This window comes from Marinicella gelatinilytica (assembly GCF_026410405.1).
Classification (GTDB): domain Bacteria; phylum Pseudomonadota; class Gammaproteobacteria; order Xanthomonadales; family Marinicellaceae; genus Marinicella; species Marinicella gelatinilytica.
This window is the reverse complement of sequence record NZ_JAPMLN010000014.1, coordinates 155421-171971: the sequence shown is the minus strand read 5'-3', so window position 1 is coordinate 171971 and position 16551 is coordinate 155421. Positions and strand designations below refer to the sequence as shown.

Below are 16551 nucleotides of genomic sequence, written 5' to 3'. Positions count from 1 at the left end.
GTTGGAGCAATACAAATCAGCAACTAAATCATGGATAAAACTAAAATCAACGGATTGATCTATCTTTCTGACTAAGTGGTCTTGAGGCACTAAATCCTCAAGGCTGACAAACTCATAGCTTGTTTGGATGGGGGGATGATCTTTTAGCATATTGCTATTATAAAAAATCCCCACGCAAAAGTGGGGACTTTGTCAGCAGTCTGAGCGGCTTAATCAGCCGCTTTTTTTTCCTTTAAAAATGTTACACGTGTTTTTGTGCGCCCGCGTTGGTTTGTTCAACATTAGGTTTAAACCACAGGAACGCACCCAAACCGGCTATCAGCAATTGTGCGCCAACACCTTGTAAGGTTGGATAAATTCCAAACCAATCAAAGGTTGGAATATTAACATAATAAACACCCAAAGCACCGGCTTCTTGTAAGGCCGCCACGCCTTTGCCCATAATAACAAATGCCAAAAATAACAACACCAAAGCTGTGGCTTTAAAAAACAAACCTAAAGGCAAGCGCATGCCAATTCGGAAAAACAGAACCGTTACCGCGGCAAGACAGGCAATGGCCACTGCAATACCATAAAACAAGTAATTGTCGGTACCGATATCTACCTGAGTCCATAAAGCTTGGTAAAACAAGATGGTTTCAAATATTTCTCGGTATACAGAAATAAAAGCCACAAAAGCCAGCATCCATAACGTGCCCTGACCCAAAGCCGTATCGACTTTTGATTTTATGTAATTCATCCATTTTTGACTGTTGGCATTGCTGTGCATCCAAAAGCCCACATAAAACAATATCAGAGCGGCTAAAACTCCTGCAATGCCTTCCGTTAATTCTCGCGAGGCACCACTGATGGCGATTAAATGGGTGGCCACATACCAGGTTAAAACACCCGCCAATAAGGCACCAATCCAGCCATAATGAATGTAGCGACTGGCTTTTTCAGCTTTGGCTTTACGGGTAAATGTCAACAAAGCTGCCAACACCAAAATGGCTTCTAATCCTTCTCGAAACAAAATAAAAAAACTGGCAGAAAAAGTCGCCATGGCACTTAAACCACCGGTATCCAAGACCTCACCAACATCTGAAATTATCGATTGTGCGGCTTCTATGCGCTCGTCCAGAACCGACGGCTCCATATTCCGATCAATGGCTTCCCGAACCGCCATAAAACGTTTTTCAGCTTTGAGCATTAATGGTTTATCAACAGCCGCAACTTGTTTCTCCACCATCTCAAAGCCATCTAAATAAGCGGCCAATGCCGCTTGTTTAGCGGCTGCCAGATCACCTTGTGCATAAGCCGTTCCGGCTAAAGTTAGATTATCTTGGCTGATACTGAGAAATTGGTTTTGATTAAATAAAGCCTCAGGGTGTAATCGTAAATAACCCAAAGCAGCGTGTGCCTGCTCGCCATAAGCTTTATAAACATCTTCAGGCGCCATCGAAACCACATTATTTAGACTTAACTGCTTTTTCATGCCGGGAATATTGTGCAAAGCCTTTTGACCTTGGTCAGCCACTGGTTCAGTGACTGCTTTTTGACCCACATAAAAAGCCAAAGCCCAGCGCTCAGTCTCTGACAACGCACCTTCATAAGCCATCATGCCGGTACCATCAACACCCTGGGTAATGGTGGTATAAAGTCCCAACATGGAACGACCATCATAGCGAGCCACCTCACTAAAATCAGTGGGCGCGGGTTCCATGCCTACGGCAGCAGGTCCGTCACCACGACCGGTTATTCCATGGCAGCTGGCACAGGTTGTTTGGTAGAGTTTTGCAGCATGTGCCATGTTGGGAGCGGCTTTGGGTAACACCGGAATACCATAAACAGTCACCAGGCTACCTCGAATGGACTGTGCCAATGATTTAATGGCCGATTCATCCACTTGGTTTTCTACCGCATTTTGTAAAGATTTAGCCTGATTTAATAAATTGCTTTTACCTTTGGCATCGGGTAAAGCAGCAATCCCCTCTGTCAACAATTGAGAAAATTCCTGCATCTCAGTATATTCAGCTTCGCTGACGATTTGGCCTTCATCGACTGCATTAATGTAATCAGCGCCAATGTATTCTACCAACTGTACCAAGGCTGTTTGTTCTGCGGCTTTGGTACTAGCTTGAGACATAGGGGCATAACACAATGACGCCAGTAGCAAGCCAACGAAAGCCGAGATTATTTTATTTTTCATAGGGTATATTGTTATATTTTTAAGGCAAATGGTAATGGTTCATATTCTCATTACCACAGATCAGTCGCATTTTAATAACAATCCACCACAAAAACAATCTCTAAATGTTATAAATACTGGCTTACAGCCTATTTTTCATCACCATAGATGGCCACGTACGTTTCCTCTTTGGTTTTAAATCCACGATACATTCCGGCAGTATTAAAAATCATCACCGGTTTTCCTTGTGCGTCCATACCGATAATGCCACCATCTCCACCAACTGCTTTCAAAGTTTCATTAATGACTTCATCAGCGGCTTGCTGCAGGCTTTTATCTTGGTATAAAACACGGGCGCAAATATCATGCGCCACAGCATAACGAATAAAATATTCGCCATGACCGGTGGCTGAAATTCCACAACTGCGGTCATCAGCATAGGTTCCAGCACCAATCACCGGTGAATCACCGATACGTCCCCAAGCTTTATAAGTCATGCCACCGGTTGAGGTTCCTGCGACAATATGACCGTTTTGATCGATGGCCACCGCACCCACGGTGCCGAATTTAAACTCATGGTCTAACACATCACTGATTGCTGCCTCCTGTCGGCCTTTTTGTTGAGTTATTTCATCTACTTTTCTCCAGGCTTCCAGACGTGCTTCTGTATCAAAATAACTGTTATCAACTTGCTCTAAATTCTGAGTTTTTGAAAAAGCATCTGCACCCCTGCCGGCCAACATCACATGCGGTGAATTCAGCATCACGGCTTTGGCAGCTAATATCGGGTTTTTGGTGTATTTGATACCGGCAACCGCGCCCGCCTGTAAATCGGAACCACGCATAATCGAGGCATCCAATTCATGGCTTTTCTCCCGGGTATAGACCGCCCCCTTACCGGCATTAAAATGAGTGGAATTTTCTAACACCATAATGGCCGCTACCACAGCATCCATGGCATCTTGCCCATCATCTAAAGCAGCATAACCAACTTCTAAAGCTTGCGACAAATCAGCCCGTATAGACGTTTCTTGCTCACCACTTAATTGTGAACGCTCAATGGTACCGGCACCACCATGAATAACAATCGCAATTGGCTTATCCGCCATCACAACAACACTCGCGAACATAGAAAACACAACACATAATAACCGCATGGACACCTCGTTTAATTTTAAATAAATTCATACCATCAATCTTAGCAAATAAACACGCTCTGTCTTTGAATTTATCGAAATTTTAAAGTTCATTGTGTTATTTTTACTGTTCATTTAACAAATAGTAAGACCATGCCAAACCCAAGAATTAAAAACGAAGAACAATACCAAGCGCTTCGAGATAAAGGCTACAGCAAGGAAAAAGCAGCACGCATTGCCAACACCGAAGATGCCGGCGAAAAAGGCGGCAAAGCCAAGCCCTATGAACAATGGACCAAAGATGAACTCTACCAACAAGCCAAAAACATCGGCATTGAAGGTCGCTCAAAAATGAATAAACAGGACTTAATTAAAGCCTTAAGAAATCATTGACTTAACATTTTATGAAGTGAGAAATACGTGGATAATCATCTGGGAAACCACAGAAAATCAGGAAAAAATCGACGACTTTAATAAAAATCTAAGCGTAGCTGTGTTAACCTTTGCCCTTTCACAAAAAATTAAGTAACTATGGAAATCAAAAAAGACTGTGTGGTCGGTATGCATTATAAATTAACCGACGATCAAGGCCAGGTTTTGGACTCTTCAGAAGGTCGCGAGCCGCTGAAATTTATTCAGGGTGCCCATAATATTATTCCGGGTCTTGAAAAAGCCATGGAAGGAAAGAAACAAGGCGATGAATTTGATGTCACCGTTGAACCGGAAGAAGCGTACGGCGTTCGCCATGAACAAATGATCCAAAAAGTACCACGTGATGCTTTTCAGGGTGTTGATGAGCTCAATGTCGGCATGCAATTCCAAGCCGAAACCCAACAAGGTCAGATCCCGGTTAAAATCACCGCCATTGAAGGTGATGAAGTGACTGTTGACGGCAACCATGAATTAGCCGGCCAGCGCTTACACTTTAATGTCAGTGTTGAAGAAGTCCGCGAAGCCAGTAAAGAAGAGCTGGATCACGGTCACGCGCACTAAATTTAAACACCATAAAGAATTTAAAAGCCGACCTGAATGTCGGCTTTTTTTGTGACCATGTATTTTATACCACCAAACCTCATAACATCAGCATCATCACGACATATTTAGTCAGCATTATTGTCAAGCTGAGTTGTGGTTAAAATAGACCAACCCAAATAAGCAAAAACTATGGCAGTTACCGGATTCAATAGATTTAACAAGGCATAAGGTGCATAATCCATCACTGAAATTCCTAAAGTCGCGGCATAAAAAGCACCGGCGGTGGTCCAGGGAATCAGACCTGCCATTAATGTCACACCCTCTTCTACAGTTCGGGACAGAACTGACGAATCTAAGCCGCGTTTTTGATAGATTTTTTTAAATAACTGACTGTTGAGAATAATCGCGATATAAGCCTCTCCTAAGGAAGCGACTAAAATTAAACCGCTGAATAATGTGGTGCTGACCAAGGCTCCTGTGGTTTTAACCTGTTTAATTAAACCATTGAATAAGGCCTGGATAAAACCGGCACTTTGCAAAATGCCACCCATGGCAATGGCCAATAAAGCCAACAACAAAGTCCAGGCCATACTGTACAACCCGCCACGACCCAACAGTTGATTCAAGGAGTTTAATCCGGTGTCGGCAGGTTGGTTTGACCACAAAGCCTGTGCCATATTGAAGACACTTTCCTGTTGTACAAACAGCGCGATAATGGTGCCGGTAATGATGGCTGCAACCATGGTCAATTCGGGTTCAAAGCGTCGATAACTAAAAACCACCAACACCACAATTGGCCACATGGTGAACCAGGGATTCAGATTAAAATGCTGGGACAAAGCCTGTTGCAGACCGGCCACCTGCTGCAAACTACTGTCATGAACAGGCAATTGCATACCCGCCACATAAAAAATAATCAAGACCACGACAAAAGTCGGTCCGGTGGTCATAGCCATGGACTTAATGTGATTGTATAAATCTGTTTCGGTGCTCATGGCAGCCAGGTTGGTGGTATCTGAGACCGGCGACATTTTATCCCCAAAAGTGGCACCTGAAACCACCGCACCGGCGACCCAATACATCGGTAAGCCAACCGCTTCAGCCATGCCCATGAGCACCACACCTAAAGTACCAACGGTACCCCATGAAGTTCCGGTAACCACCGACATTAGGGCACACAAGATAAAGCCTACAGGTAAGATTAATGACGGCTTTAGCCAATCCAAACCATAATAAATCAGCATAGCCACGGTACCACTCTTCATGAGCGCAGCAATCAATAACCCGATAAGCAAGAAAATATAAATCGCCGGTAAAGCGCGTGAAATGGCGCCATTCATAAATTCACGTTGGCTGATATAGCGAAAACCCATGATACGGGCATGCAAACCCACCCACAGTAAAGCAGTAAACAGCGCCACATGCAGGAGATTATCTAAATAAAACATGCCGGCGGCAATAATCAAAAACACACCCAGAAAAACGGTTAAGGCATGGGTAAAACTGACTGACTTTGGTTGCATAGAATCCTCTTTTATGGCAATTCAGTTTACTTCAATCAGCGTTGGAGGCCAATAAAAAAACCACCGCTGTTTTATTCAGCGGTGGTTTTAAATTGATCTTTGAGGATTTAACTAATCGATTAAAAAAACTGGTGATTGACTCCGATATAAAAACCGGCACCCGGTCGGGCATAGCCATAAACCTCCTGATAGTCTTCATCAAACAGGTTATCGGCACGGATATAGCCACGGGTTTTCTCGGTGAATGCCCAGCTGGCATTGAAACTAACTGTGGTATAACCGTCAAGACGAACCTTTTCTGTCAAGTAAGTACTGGGGGAATAAAAATTATCAAGCTGACTACTTTGGTGACGAACGGTACTGTAAAACCGCCCACGTTGGTCAGCAAAATCATAATTTAAGGTCAGCGACGTCACGTGCTTAGGCCGACGAACTTCATGTTGTGATACATCGAAGGCATCTTTTTCAGAAGCGTCCGTATAGGTGTAGTTTAAGCGGCTGGATAGTTGTGCTGTCCATTGTCCCAACCAGCTGACTTCCACGCCACTACGCTGGCTGTCATTGTCTTTATTACGCGCAGTAAAGGCATCGGCATTAACATCATAGACAAAACCATCAATTTCATTGGTTAAATCTTGATTAAAATAAATAAAAGCCAATTGATGGCCGTCATAATCAATCTCATAAGCCAGCTCATAGGATGTGGATTCTTCCGGTTTTAAATCAGGATTACCAATAAATTGAGCAGGAAAGTAACCGAAACGCTCAATAAAAGAGGGTGCTTTACTGCCGCTACCCAAGGTTGCCCTAATCCGCTGCTGTTCGTTGAGCTGATAACGACCGGCTAATTGGTAATTATCGACATCATCGAAGCGATTAAAATCATCATGGCGTGCCGAGGCTTGCCAAGTAAAGCGCTCTCCGACAACACCTTGAAATTCAGCAGCAACACCGGAGACATGGTAAGACTGCGACTGATTGGGATCGCCGAAATTAGAGGCTGTACCTACTTGAGAAAAATCAACCTGCCGATGATCTAGCATGACATTAATGCGCTGATTATCAGCTTGGCCTAACCCCCAGGAATTTAACACTTTAAATTCATGGGTTTCTGCTGCAGTGCTGCTGTCTTGGCCAAACAGTGAAAAATTATCCCCCTGGGTGTCGCTGTAATGATAATCAAAGCGGCTGTGCCAAGAACTTGCTTTGGGTTTAATCCGAAATTGTGCCATGGCCGTCGTCAATGTGCGTTCCGTCCATAAATCAGCATCCATTGGCAAGCCGGTATCCATAAAATCAGTGCCGTCATACTCATTCATGGCATCGCTGTGAGAAAAGCGCACGGTGCTGGTCAATGAATCTGTCCAGTCATTATCTAAACTTAAACGTGCCGATAAATTCTCATAACCATCATTCTCGTCACCAGTTAAAGAAATATTACTACCACCGCTGTCAACACCGGTGATGGCGCCATTGAGTCGCCAGTTTGAGCTGGCATAAGCCCCTGAAACCGCTGTTTTTAAACTGTTAAAACTACCGTACTCAAGGTCAGCTTGTAAGTTCTTATTATCCGCTTGTCGTGAAATAATGTTAATCACTGCACCTAAAGCATCCGTTCCCCACACCGCACTTTGTGGTCCACGGATAATTTCGATGCGCTCAATATTGTCCAACAAGGCATAATTAAATAAGAATTCATCATTACCGGTGGCATCATTCAAGCGTACGCCATCTCTTAACACCAGTACGTGATTGGCTTCAGCGCCCCGTATTCTCACTTGGGTTTGGGTGCCGATACCGCCGGATTGATTAACCGCAAATCCAGGCACAGATCGCAGTAATTCGCTCAGATAAACAGCACCGGAGGCACTAATTTCATCGCCATCAATCACTGTCAGCGTACCACCATAATCGCTGGCGTCTATCGGCGTTAAGCCGGCAGTGACCACCAATGGCGATAAGGTTTTTTGAGAAGTATCTGTTTCTGCAGACACCAAAAAAGACAGGCATACCAATAGTACACCGGATAATAGGGAATAAGGCATTGTATGCACTCCTGTTCCACCCGAACATGGGATTTCATTAATGAGACAGTCATATCTCTGGGTTTCAAACAGGCCGGTCTCCGGACTCAAAAAGTGTCTAATGACTGTTTGCTATGCCTTCCCATGAATAATCACAGTGGCGTTTATAGCAAATGATGGCAATGCAGAAACATTGCGTATCCTTTTTTTACCGTTGCGGGGGCAGTGTTGGGATAGAATAATATTCGCACCAACTTCCCGTTTTGCGCATCAAAATATGGTTGATGGCACACCTGTTTGGCTTGGCGCCATCATAATGAAAAGCATGAATACTGTCAATAAAGTATGCAAGCTAAAGAGTCTGCTCAAAACCAAAAAAAACCGACAAATCATAGACATGATTTGTCGGTTTAGATTGTCAACATTGTTGAGATTATGGTTGTTGAAAAACCGCCAAAGGCGCTCTTCTGCCAACGTTTAAAATAAGTTCCCCGTTGTTCATGGTGTAATTATCTGTTAACTCAAAAACAGCTAAAAATGCCTGCTCGTCAACATCCACATCAGGACAGGCCTTAAGTGTGGACAACATCTGTGAAAAGCGTATTCTCATGCCTTCTTCTAAGGTATAGGTGCCGTTAAAAGTGTTGCAACCGGCAAAGCCCATAACCCGATTGCCTTTTTCTTGAAGTTGAAAATAAATGGCTTGCTCCTTATTTTCAGCGGGCTCAACCGGTTGTCCTTCTAAGGTCACCAATAGCCATTTTTGTCCAATGATGTCATCTGTCTCTTTTTCTGACTTGACTTCATCTTCCGATTTATCTTGAGCCATGGAATCGTTTTCACTCACTGCTGGCGCGTTATCATTTGGGTTTACTTCTGAGTCATCTCCTTTATCAGATGAACAACCCACCATGGCCATCAATGCCACCATCAGTGTCCATAACTTAATATTATTTTGTATTGTATTCATTGCCAATTAACCTATGTTATAAAACACCATCTTAGCACGGTCGGCATGAAGCTGGTTTAACACCTGTTATTTGAGCTGTGATTTCAAGTAGTCGTATTTGGCTTGGTACAGGGTGGTTTTGGATTTGCTGTGAGAATTATCAAGTGCTTGTTCTATGGCTGTGACTGCTTTACTTTGATCACCCAAGAAAAAATAAGCTTTGGCTAAGCCCGCCGAAGGCTCATCTAAATACGGTGCTTGATTATGCGCTTTTTTATAATATTTAACGGCTTGTTGATAACGGCCATCGAATAATGCCTGATCGGCCATATCAATCCATTTAAATGGGTCAGGATCATGATAATCATCAATAACTACCGCCACTTGAGCAGCTTCTTGCTGACGTCCTTTTTCAATTAAATAATGATGGTAATTACTCAATAGCTCTAATTGATTTTTGGCCAAAGATAAACCATGCACAAATACCCGCTCTGCATATTGATCATATCCCATATTACGATACAAAACCGCCAACATGTTCAGTGCGATGGGGTTATCCGGATCGATGCGTAGGGCTTTTTTGAGGTTCCAATACGCAACATTAGAATCTCCTTTGATTAATGATTCAGCGGCCACATTGCTATAATACATGGATTGGAATTCTTCAACACTGACCCGTCGAAGGGTTCTTGAACCGGCTGTGGAATAATAATCTATTTTCAATTCAAGCGGCTTACTGGAATAAAATATTCCGCCCACTTTTTTCTCAAAAATAACGGTCTGTATATGTTGTGAGCTTAACAAATACCCATTTTCTCGTTGAAAAACCGGCGGCGTTCTGGCCAGTTCATAATAGACACCCACATTGGTGGTATTTGCTAAGGCGTTGGTCAATATCGCCAACGTTAAACAGTTTCCGGCATTTTGTGTTATTGCTTGTTCAGCGGTCAATGTTTCTGAATAAAAATTAAAGTGCTGTAACCGCTCTTGCAAATATTGGTAAATAATTTCAATGTCGAGTTTAGTTCGGTTGGAAGGTTTTCTGAGCTCTTTTTTAAACGCATCTTTTTGAATGCCATTTAAATAAAAAACCAAGTCAAGAGGAGCCGTTTCAACCTCAGGCATCATGATGGCATCATTAAATAAATCTGCTGTTTTATGGTGGCTGGTGACTTGGTAAGTTTTAACCGGAGAACAAGCTGTGATCAACAAACAAACCAAAGCCACAAAAAAGCTCATTTTCATTTTGTTTGTTAGCGAAGCCATACCATTATTATAACGCAACGCTGAAAACAACAAAATAAATTTTTTTCGGGCTATGTTAAAGAGGCCTTTGAGCGAATTTTAAATCCAGTTAAATTAAACGTGAGACTCCTTAGATGGCATCTTCTCCGGTTTCGCCGGTGCGAATACGAATGACTTGCTCTAACTCTTGAATAAATATTTTACCGTCACCGACCTTATTGTTACCGGCGGTTTGCAACAAGGTATCAACAATGGTGTCAACTTGATTGGCCGGTGCGGCGATTTCAATCTTTAGTTTAGGTAGAAAATCAATCACATATTCAGCGCCGCGATACAATTCTGTGTGACCTTTTTGACGACCAAAGCCTTTAACCTCTGTGACCGTAATGCCCCGAATACCAACATCTTCAAGGGCATCACGCACGTCATCCAATTTAAAGGGTTTAATAATGGCAGTAATCATTTTCATAAATTGACTCCGGTTATTACCATGGTAGGATTTCTCCTTCGGCATGCCAAAAATGGCCGGTATTATCTAAATTAAGTTGCATCATTCGTTCGATTAAACCGGCAGCAGCTTGATCAGCTTCTACATAACCCTGATGGCCGGTCATATCGGTTTTCACATAACCCGGATGTAAAGCAGCCACAGCAATGCCTTTATCTTTTAAATCCACCGCCAGGCTTTTGGCGGCCATATTGGCAGCGGCTTTACTCATGCGATAACCGTAACTACTACCGGAATCATTGTCACCTATGGACCCCATGCGACTGGTGACGATACCAATTTTAGCGTCATCAGCCAACACCGATAACAGTTTTTCTGTGACCCGTAACGGTCCCATGGCGTTAACCACAAACTGCTGCTGCACTGAATTAAAATCAATATGACCCAATTCATTGCGTTCCAAAATACCGGCATTATTAATCAAATAGTCAATTTCACGTCCTTCGATGTATTTCAATAGGCGTTGCAAATCATTGTCATCGGTGACATCAATGTCTTCAATCACTTCAACATCTAAGGCCAATAATTCTTGACTTGGCGTGCGGCACACAGCCATGACATGATGGCCTTTGGCTTTTAATTGTCGGCACATTTCTAAACCAATACCACGGTTGGTACCGGTAATTAAAGTATTGTACATTCTTCACTCCATTTCTAAAGCAATGATTCTAACAAAGCCCAAGCATCACAGGCAAACAAGCATTCAAAGTTTAACCTTTGTGTTTTGTGCGGTTAACCGGAAACTTCATCGTAAAACAACTGCCCTGATTGCGCTGACTATCAATAATCAGCTCCGCACCATGTTTAATACCAATGTGCTTAACAATCGCCAACCCCAATCCGGTACTGACTTGTTTTTGCTTGGCGGACTTTGCCACTCGGTAAAAACGTTCAGTCACATGTGGTAAATGTTTGGCAGCAATACCCGAACCATTGTCTTTAACCATTAAACAGGCCTGACCCGATTGCAAAAACCAACGCAATTGAATCTGAGTTCCTGGATCTGTATGTAATACCGCATTATGCAACAAGTTTAAACAAATACCGGTAATTTCAGAGCGACTGCCCTTTAACAGTAATTGGGAATCAATTTGTGCGTTAAATATATGCTGTCTTGCATCGGCACTGTGTTTTACATCATTAAATAAACGATTAAGTAACAATGGCATATCAATCATCTCTTCATCAGTTGCCATGACTGAATCATGCTCAATACGTGACAAACTCAGCATATCCGCGATAATTTGTGCCATTCGTTGACTTTGTTCATAAGCTTGCTGAATGGCTCGCGATACCTGCGGCGAATCACTGCTGTTATTTTGTAAAAATTCCAGATAACCAGTAATAACTGTCAGGGGTGTTCTTAATTCATGAGAGGCATTGGCCATAAAGTTTTTACGGGATTTTTGCAGCGCCTCCATGGCACTGACATCATGTGCCAGTAGCAAATAGCGATACCGGTTGACATCTATCAGACGGGTTTTAATCAGTCGATCAGGCGCCGTCGGCTGTGGCATTTTTAACCCATCTTTAGCGGCCTTTTCAGGTGTAAAAATATGATGATCAAACAAACTCATCACCTTTGATTGACCAAACACTTGTTGCAATGACTTACCCACATCTGATTGCGACAAGCCGAACATCTGTTCCGCGCGTTCATTCAAGTATTTGATAGTCAATGCTTTATTGAGTAGCACTGTGGCGTATGGCAATGCTTCAACCATGGTTCTAAACTGTTGAATCAATTCTTTATTGTTATTTTGGATGCGTTCTGCTTGCTGCCTTTCTTTCACTAACCGTTGTAACGGTGAAATCAACAAACCGAAAACTTTGGGTGGTGATAGTCGCAAATCATCTTGTTTAAACCATCGATAAAATCGAACCAACCTGACTACCCACCAGATTATATAAACCGACAATATAAACGTTGCAGTCAGCCAAACCCAAAAACCCAGCCAAAACCCCGCAACCAACAAAACCAGACAAAGTAATGAGACAACCAAGAAAATCCATTTTTCTTGGTTCAGTCCTGAGCGTTTTAATGAAGGCTTCATAAATGGTTATTAAAATTTGATGTGTAAATGGTAGTCGATAATTATGACAAACCAATGATAAATCTGGTAAATTTTAACCTTCTTTCATCAAAACACGGATTAACCATGATTAAGTACCTATATCCGATCCTCATAATATTTTTCTTGGTTGGCGATTCAGCTTTAGCCGAAACCGATACCACCACTGAATTACAACGCTTAAAAGCACAACTCAACGCATTAACCGCCCAAGTTAATCGTTTAGAACAACGTTTACAAGCAGAAAAGAACACCAGCAACGCTGGCACCTCCGAAAATAATTCCGCAGATAACTCCAATGACACTTCACAGGTCGCTGATCTGGCGCAACCAAAGCTGCGTTTTTCCGGTGATATGCGAGGTCGCCATGAATATTCCGACAACCGTCAAAAACCTGACAGGCAACGCACCCGCATTCGATTACGTTTGGCTGCTGAGGCCGACCTCAACGATTCAACAACCCTACACATGCGTTTCGCCACCGGCGGCGACAACCCGACATCAACCAACTTTACCCTGGGTGATGCCTTTACTCGTAAAGAATTTGGCCTGGATCGTGCTTATGCTTCACACCAGTTTAATGAGCAACAACGGCTTTTTCTGGGAAAAATGAAAAATCCTTACAAGCGGGTTGGCGGTCATGGCATCCTGTTTGACAGTGATTTAAATCCCGAAGGCCTGGCCTGGCAGTATTCCGGATCTGCTTTTCGATCCACCCTGGGCGGCTTTTATTTGGATGAACGAAGTGATGACGATAATATCATGTTGTATGCGGCTCAATTGGGTATCCAGCACGCTTTTAGTGACAGTGCTTTACAACTCGGTGTGGGTTATTACGATTACGATAATCTCCAAGGTGCAACGCCGATTTACCAAAATAAACAGCTGGGCAATCGATTTAATAACAACAACCAATTAATCAATGACTTTAACATTGCAGAACTGTATGCCCAGTACGACTTAAATCATTTCCCACGGCCCTTGTCCTTTTTTACCACTTATCTCAATAACACCGCCGCTGATGATGAAAATGAAGCCCTGATGGCCGGTTTTTCGTATGGCTCAGCCAAAAAACCCGGTGATTGGCAGATAGGTTACAGCTACCAGTACCTTGAAGCCGATGCGGTTTACGCCCTCTTTAATGATTCCAGTTTTGCCGGCGGTTTTACCGATTCACGCGGCCATGTTTATGAATTTGTCTATGGTTTAAGCCGACAAACCTCGCTCAAATTTGCCTGGATTGATGCGGTTAATGAAATGCATCTGGGCACTCCCAGAGATTATGATCGACTAACCATGGATCTCAATTATTGGTTTAAATGAGACCTTTGAATCAATCTGGGCCGTAGAAAAAAGACCACAGTAGAGCCTTTGGTTTTAACTCGATTCACGATTAATTCAAAGGCCTCTATAGAAGTTTTCTGTACCGAATGTATGAAATAATCCGGTTAAGTGTTAGAATTTAATCATGCTTCTACCAACCAATAACAATGGATAATAAAGACAATACCCTCATTGAAGACCCTCAGGCGCCGGCCACCGCTGATTCAGCAACTGAGACTGTTGAAGTCAGTGATAATGCACCACCGGAAAAAAGCAAAACCGGCCGCGGTCTGGCGGTATTTAGTTTGTTATTGGCACTACTGGCGTTATTGAGCAGTGGCTGGATTTTTTACCAAACCACACAAGGGAGTAAAGACAAGAACCTTAAGCAATTGACTCACTTGGTGAGTCAACAAGATTTTCAGCAGCTGGTTAAGCGGGTTTCAGATGTTGAGCAAAAACTAACTCAACAAGCCAATAACCTTCAGCAAAATCAACAAAACCTTAGCCGCTTGCAGCAAGATTTACGCAACCTACCTGATCATGAGTTTGATGCCTCCGGTTTAGAACAACAAATCAACACCCTACAGCAACAACTCAAAGGCCTGCAATCACAATACCGTGAACAAGCTTATGAGCCTCAAACCGATGAGCATTTAAAGCTGCTGACTCGCGCTCAAACCATCAGCGCACTTAAAACAGTACAGTTATTAATCACCCAAAAGCAAATTCCTGAAGCCGTGGGTGTGCTAAAACAGTGGCGCAATAATGAATACTTACCTTTAGCCATTCAAACCAGACTGCAACAATTGGTCACCACCCTCAGTAATGTAGATACACCTGATTTGTCGGTTTTGAAAAATCAGTTATCCGCGATTAAAAATGAAATCGCAAGGTTAAGCCTGACCGTTGAAACACAAGAAAGTGAACAGCCGGCCTGGTACGAACGCTTTATAACCGTGAAAAAAATCAAACCCGAACAACAGGATTTAAACAGTGTTGATTTGCAGCAACTCAAAGCCAATGCCAACCATTCTATTCAGCAAGCTGAACTTGCTTTGGTATTGCAACAACCGAGTCTTTGGCATGATGCTTTAAAAGCCGCTGAACAAACCTTATCTCAAACCGTTTTAAACACCGACAGTCTACAACACAATTTACGTCAACTTAGGCAACAAACCATCGTCACCCAAGTGCCGGAAAACTTGGGTATAGATGCACTCATCTTACAACTTGAAGGTATCTCGGAATGAAAAAAATCATCCTGATGATCATTGTTCTCGCACTGTTGTTAGTCGCTGCCTGGCTAACGCCTCTGGTGTTAAAGAATCCCGGATTGTTACAGCTTGAAATTCTCGGCTATCAAGTACAAATGACCGTCATTACTGCCGCTTTACTGGTATTGGCGCTACTGGTTACGATATGGTTTATATGGGGCGTTCTAAAAGCACCCAAAAAACTCGCCAACAAAGTGGCTGATTACCGACAACAAAAAAAGTTTGACCAAGGTTTACTGGCTTTTAGTGAAGGTCAATGGCAAAAAGCTGAAAAATTACTGCTGCAATCGGCAAGTAAAAGCAAAACACCGCAGCTTAGTTACATGGCAGCCGCGCGTGCCGCTTTGGCACAACAAAACTTAGATGGCGCGATGACGCATTTGGATGCCGCTGAAAAAACGGTTAACAACCCCCTGACCATTGATTTAACCCGTTGTGAAATTTGGCTTAAAGCGGGGCACTTACAGCAGGCGCGGGAGTTACTCGAAACCATTTTAAGCAGTTACCCGAATAATCCACGGGCAGTTCGTATGATGTTGCAAGTGAGTGAACAACAAAAAGACTATCAGCGGATTAAAAACTTATTGCCCAAAGCCCATAAATTGGCATTGGTCGACAAAGTACAAACAGAAACCATGCGCGATCAAGCCACCCGGGACGGTTTAATACATGCGGTTGACGAACAACAGTTACTCGCATTATGGGGCGAATTAAGCCGCAAACAACAAAAATTTTACCTGTATGAATATTGTGAGGCAGGTTTACGGCTGGGCGCTTATCAAGCGGTTACAGATGAAATTGAACGGGCCCAGAAATACCATTTTGATGAGCAATTGGTGGCTTACTGGTCGCAACTACCTCATAACCTCAATCATCGCTTGAAAGTTGTTGAAAAGTGGCATATCCAACACCCAAAAAACCGAGCCGTTTTAATGTGTTTAGGCCAGCTTCATATGGCCAAAAAGCAATGGTCTGATGCCAAAGATGCCTTGCAAAAAGCCCTCATTTTACAATCCGATTCTCAGGTAAACCGTTTATTGGCCGAAACCTACCAACAACTTAACGAACCTGAACTGGCACTGGAGCATTATACGCAAGCCAATAATAACAAGGCTTATTTGGTTCACATAGAAACAACTTAAATCAATTTTTATACACAATTTAGCAAGCGTCTCGCATTATACAAGCGCTTAAGCCAGTTTGCTACACATTATCTTTCAAATCATTTCGCATGTTATTGATATTTATGGTTTTTTTAGTATTGGTCAATAATTAACCAAACTAATGACTTGCATTATTTTGCCGCCTATTTTGTTCTATAAAACCACGTTATCAACAACGTTATCCACAGC

Annotated in this window: 14 protein-coding genes, 1 pseudogene and 1 riboswitch; of the genes and pseudogenes, 5 read left to right on the top strand and 10 right to left on the bottom strand. The window is 42.9% G+C overall.

Annotated elements, in window-relative coordinates:
* From OS173_RS10310 to OS173_RS10300, 3 genes and pseudogenes are all read right to left on the bottom strand, one after another.
* Positions 1-150 (bottom strand): annotated as a pseudogene (locus tag OS173_RS10310) (IS5/IS1182 family transposase); the annotation flags it as partial.
* 91 nt (positions 151-241) lie between these two features.
* Positions 242-2188: a cytochrome c/FTR1 family iron permease gene (locus tag OS173_RS10305; protein ID WP_267184200.1), complete on the bottom strand. Its 1947-nt coding sequence runs from the start codon at positions 2186-2188 to the stop codon at positions 242-244.
* A 128-nt stretch (positions 2189-2316) separates the two neighbouring features.
* Positions 2317-3324, bottom strand: coding sequence for an isoaspartyl peptidase/L-asparaginase family protein (locus OS173_RS10300; protein WP_267184199.1), 1008 nt, complete (start codon positions 3322-3324; stop codon positions 2317-2319).
* A gap of 132 nt (positions 3325-3456) precedes the next feature.
* Here OS173_RS10300 and OS173_RS10295 point away from each other — a divergent pair, with 132 nt between their 5' ends.
* Positions 3457-3696, top strand: coding sequence for a DUF7218 family protein (locus OS173_RS10295; RefSeq protein ID WP_267184198.1), 240 nt, complete (start codon positions 3457-3459; stop codon positions 3694-3696).
* A 138-nt stretch (positions 3697-3834) separates the two neighbouring features.
* Positions 3835-4296 carry a peptidylprolyl isomerase gene (gene slyD, locus OS173_RS10290; RefSeq protein WP_267184197.1) on the top strand — a complete coding sequence of 154 codons (462 nt, stop codon included), beginning with the start codon at positions 3835-3837 and terminating at the stop codon, positions 4294-4296.
* 107 nt (positions 4297-4403) lie between these two features.
* Here slyD and OS173_RS10285 read toward each other — a convergent pair whose 3' ends face one another.
* The 7 genes from OS173_RS10285 to OS173_RS10255 form a co-directional block, all read right to left on the bottom strand.
* A complete protein-coding gene (locus OS173_RS10285; RefSeq protein WP_267184196.1) occupies positions 4404-5801 on the bottom strand; it encodes a Na+/H+ antiporter NhaC family protein in 1398 nt (465 codons plus the stop codon).
* Positions 5802-5920: 119 nt separating this feature from the next.
* A complete protein-coding gene (locus tag OS173_RS10280) occupies positions 5921-7846 on the bottom strand; it encodes a TonB-dependent receptor plug domain-containing protein (RefSeq protein WP_267184195.1) in 1926 nt (641 codons plus the stop codon).
* A 54-nt stretch (positions 7847-7900) separates the two neighbouring features.
* Positions 7901-8137: riboswitch (cobalamin riboswitch) on the bottom strand.
* Between the two features lie 121 nt (positions 8138-8258).
* Positions 8259-8795, bottom strand: coding sequence for an META domain-containing protein (locus OS173_RS10275; protein ID WP_267184194.1), 537 nt, complete (start codon positions 8793-8795; stop codon positions 8259-8261).
* 66 nt (positions 8796-8861) lie between these two features.
* On the bottom strand, positions 8862-10019 hold the full coding sequence (locus tag OS173_RS10270) for a tetratricopeptide repeat protein (protein ID WP_267184193.1): 1158 nt from the start codon (positions 10017-10019) through the stop codon (positions 8862-8864).
* A 130-nt stretch (positions 10020-10149) separates the two neighbouring features.
* Positions 10150-10488: a P-II family nitrogen regulator gene (locus OS173_RS10265; RefSeq protein ID WP_267184192.1), complete on the bottom strand. Its 339-nt coding sequence runs from the start codon at positions 10486-10488 to the stop codon at positions 10150-10152.
* Positions 10489-10504: 16 nt separating this feature from the next.
* Positions 10505-11167, bottom strand: a complete 663-nt coding sequence (locus OS173_RS10260; protein ID WP_267184191.1) for an SDR family oxidoreductase — start codon at positions 11165-11167, stop codon at positions 10505-10507.
* Positions 11168-11237: 70 nt separating this feature from the next.
* The gene (locus OS173_RS10255) at positions 11238-12581 is read right to left on the bottom strand and encodes a phosphate regulon sensor protein PhoR (protein ID WP_267184190.1); all 1344 of its coding nucleotides are present in this window, start codon (positions 12579-12581) and stop codon (positions 11238-11240) included.
* Between the two features lie 105 nt (positions 12582-12686).
* Between OS173_RS10255 and OS173_RS10250 the strand changes: the two genes are divergently transcribed.
* The 3 genes from OS173_RS10250 (at position 12687) to OS173_RS10240 (ending at position 16341) form a co-directional block, all read left to right on the top strand.
* Positions 12687-13922 carry a putative porin gene (locus tag OS173_RS10250; protein WP_267184189.1) on the top strand — a complete coding sequence of 412 codons (1236 nt, stop codon included), beginning with the start codon at positions 12687-12689 and terminating at the stop codon, positions 13920-13922.
* Positions 13923-14089: 167 nt separating this feature from the next.
* A complete protein-coding gene (locus tag OS173_RS10245; protein ID WP_267184188.1) occupies positions 14090-15175 on the top strand; it encodes a coiled-coil domain-containing protein in 1086 nt (361 codons plus the stop codon).
* Complete coding sequence (locus OS173_RS10240; RefSeq protein ID WP_267184187.1) at positions 15172-16341, top strand: heme biosynthesis HemY N-terminal domain-containing protein; 1170 nt, start codon at positions 15172-15174, stop codon at positions 16339-16341. Before OS173_RS10245 ends, OS173_RS10240 begins: the two co-directional genes overlap by 4 nt.
* Positions 16342-16551: the final 210 nt, after the last annotated feature.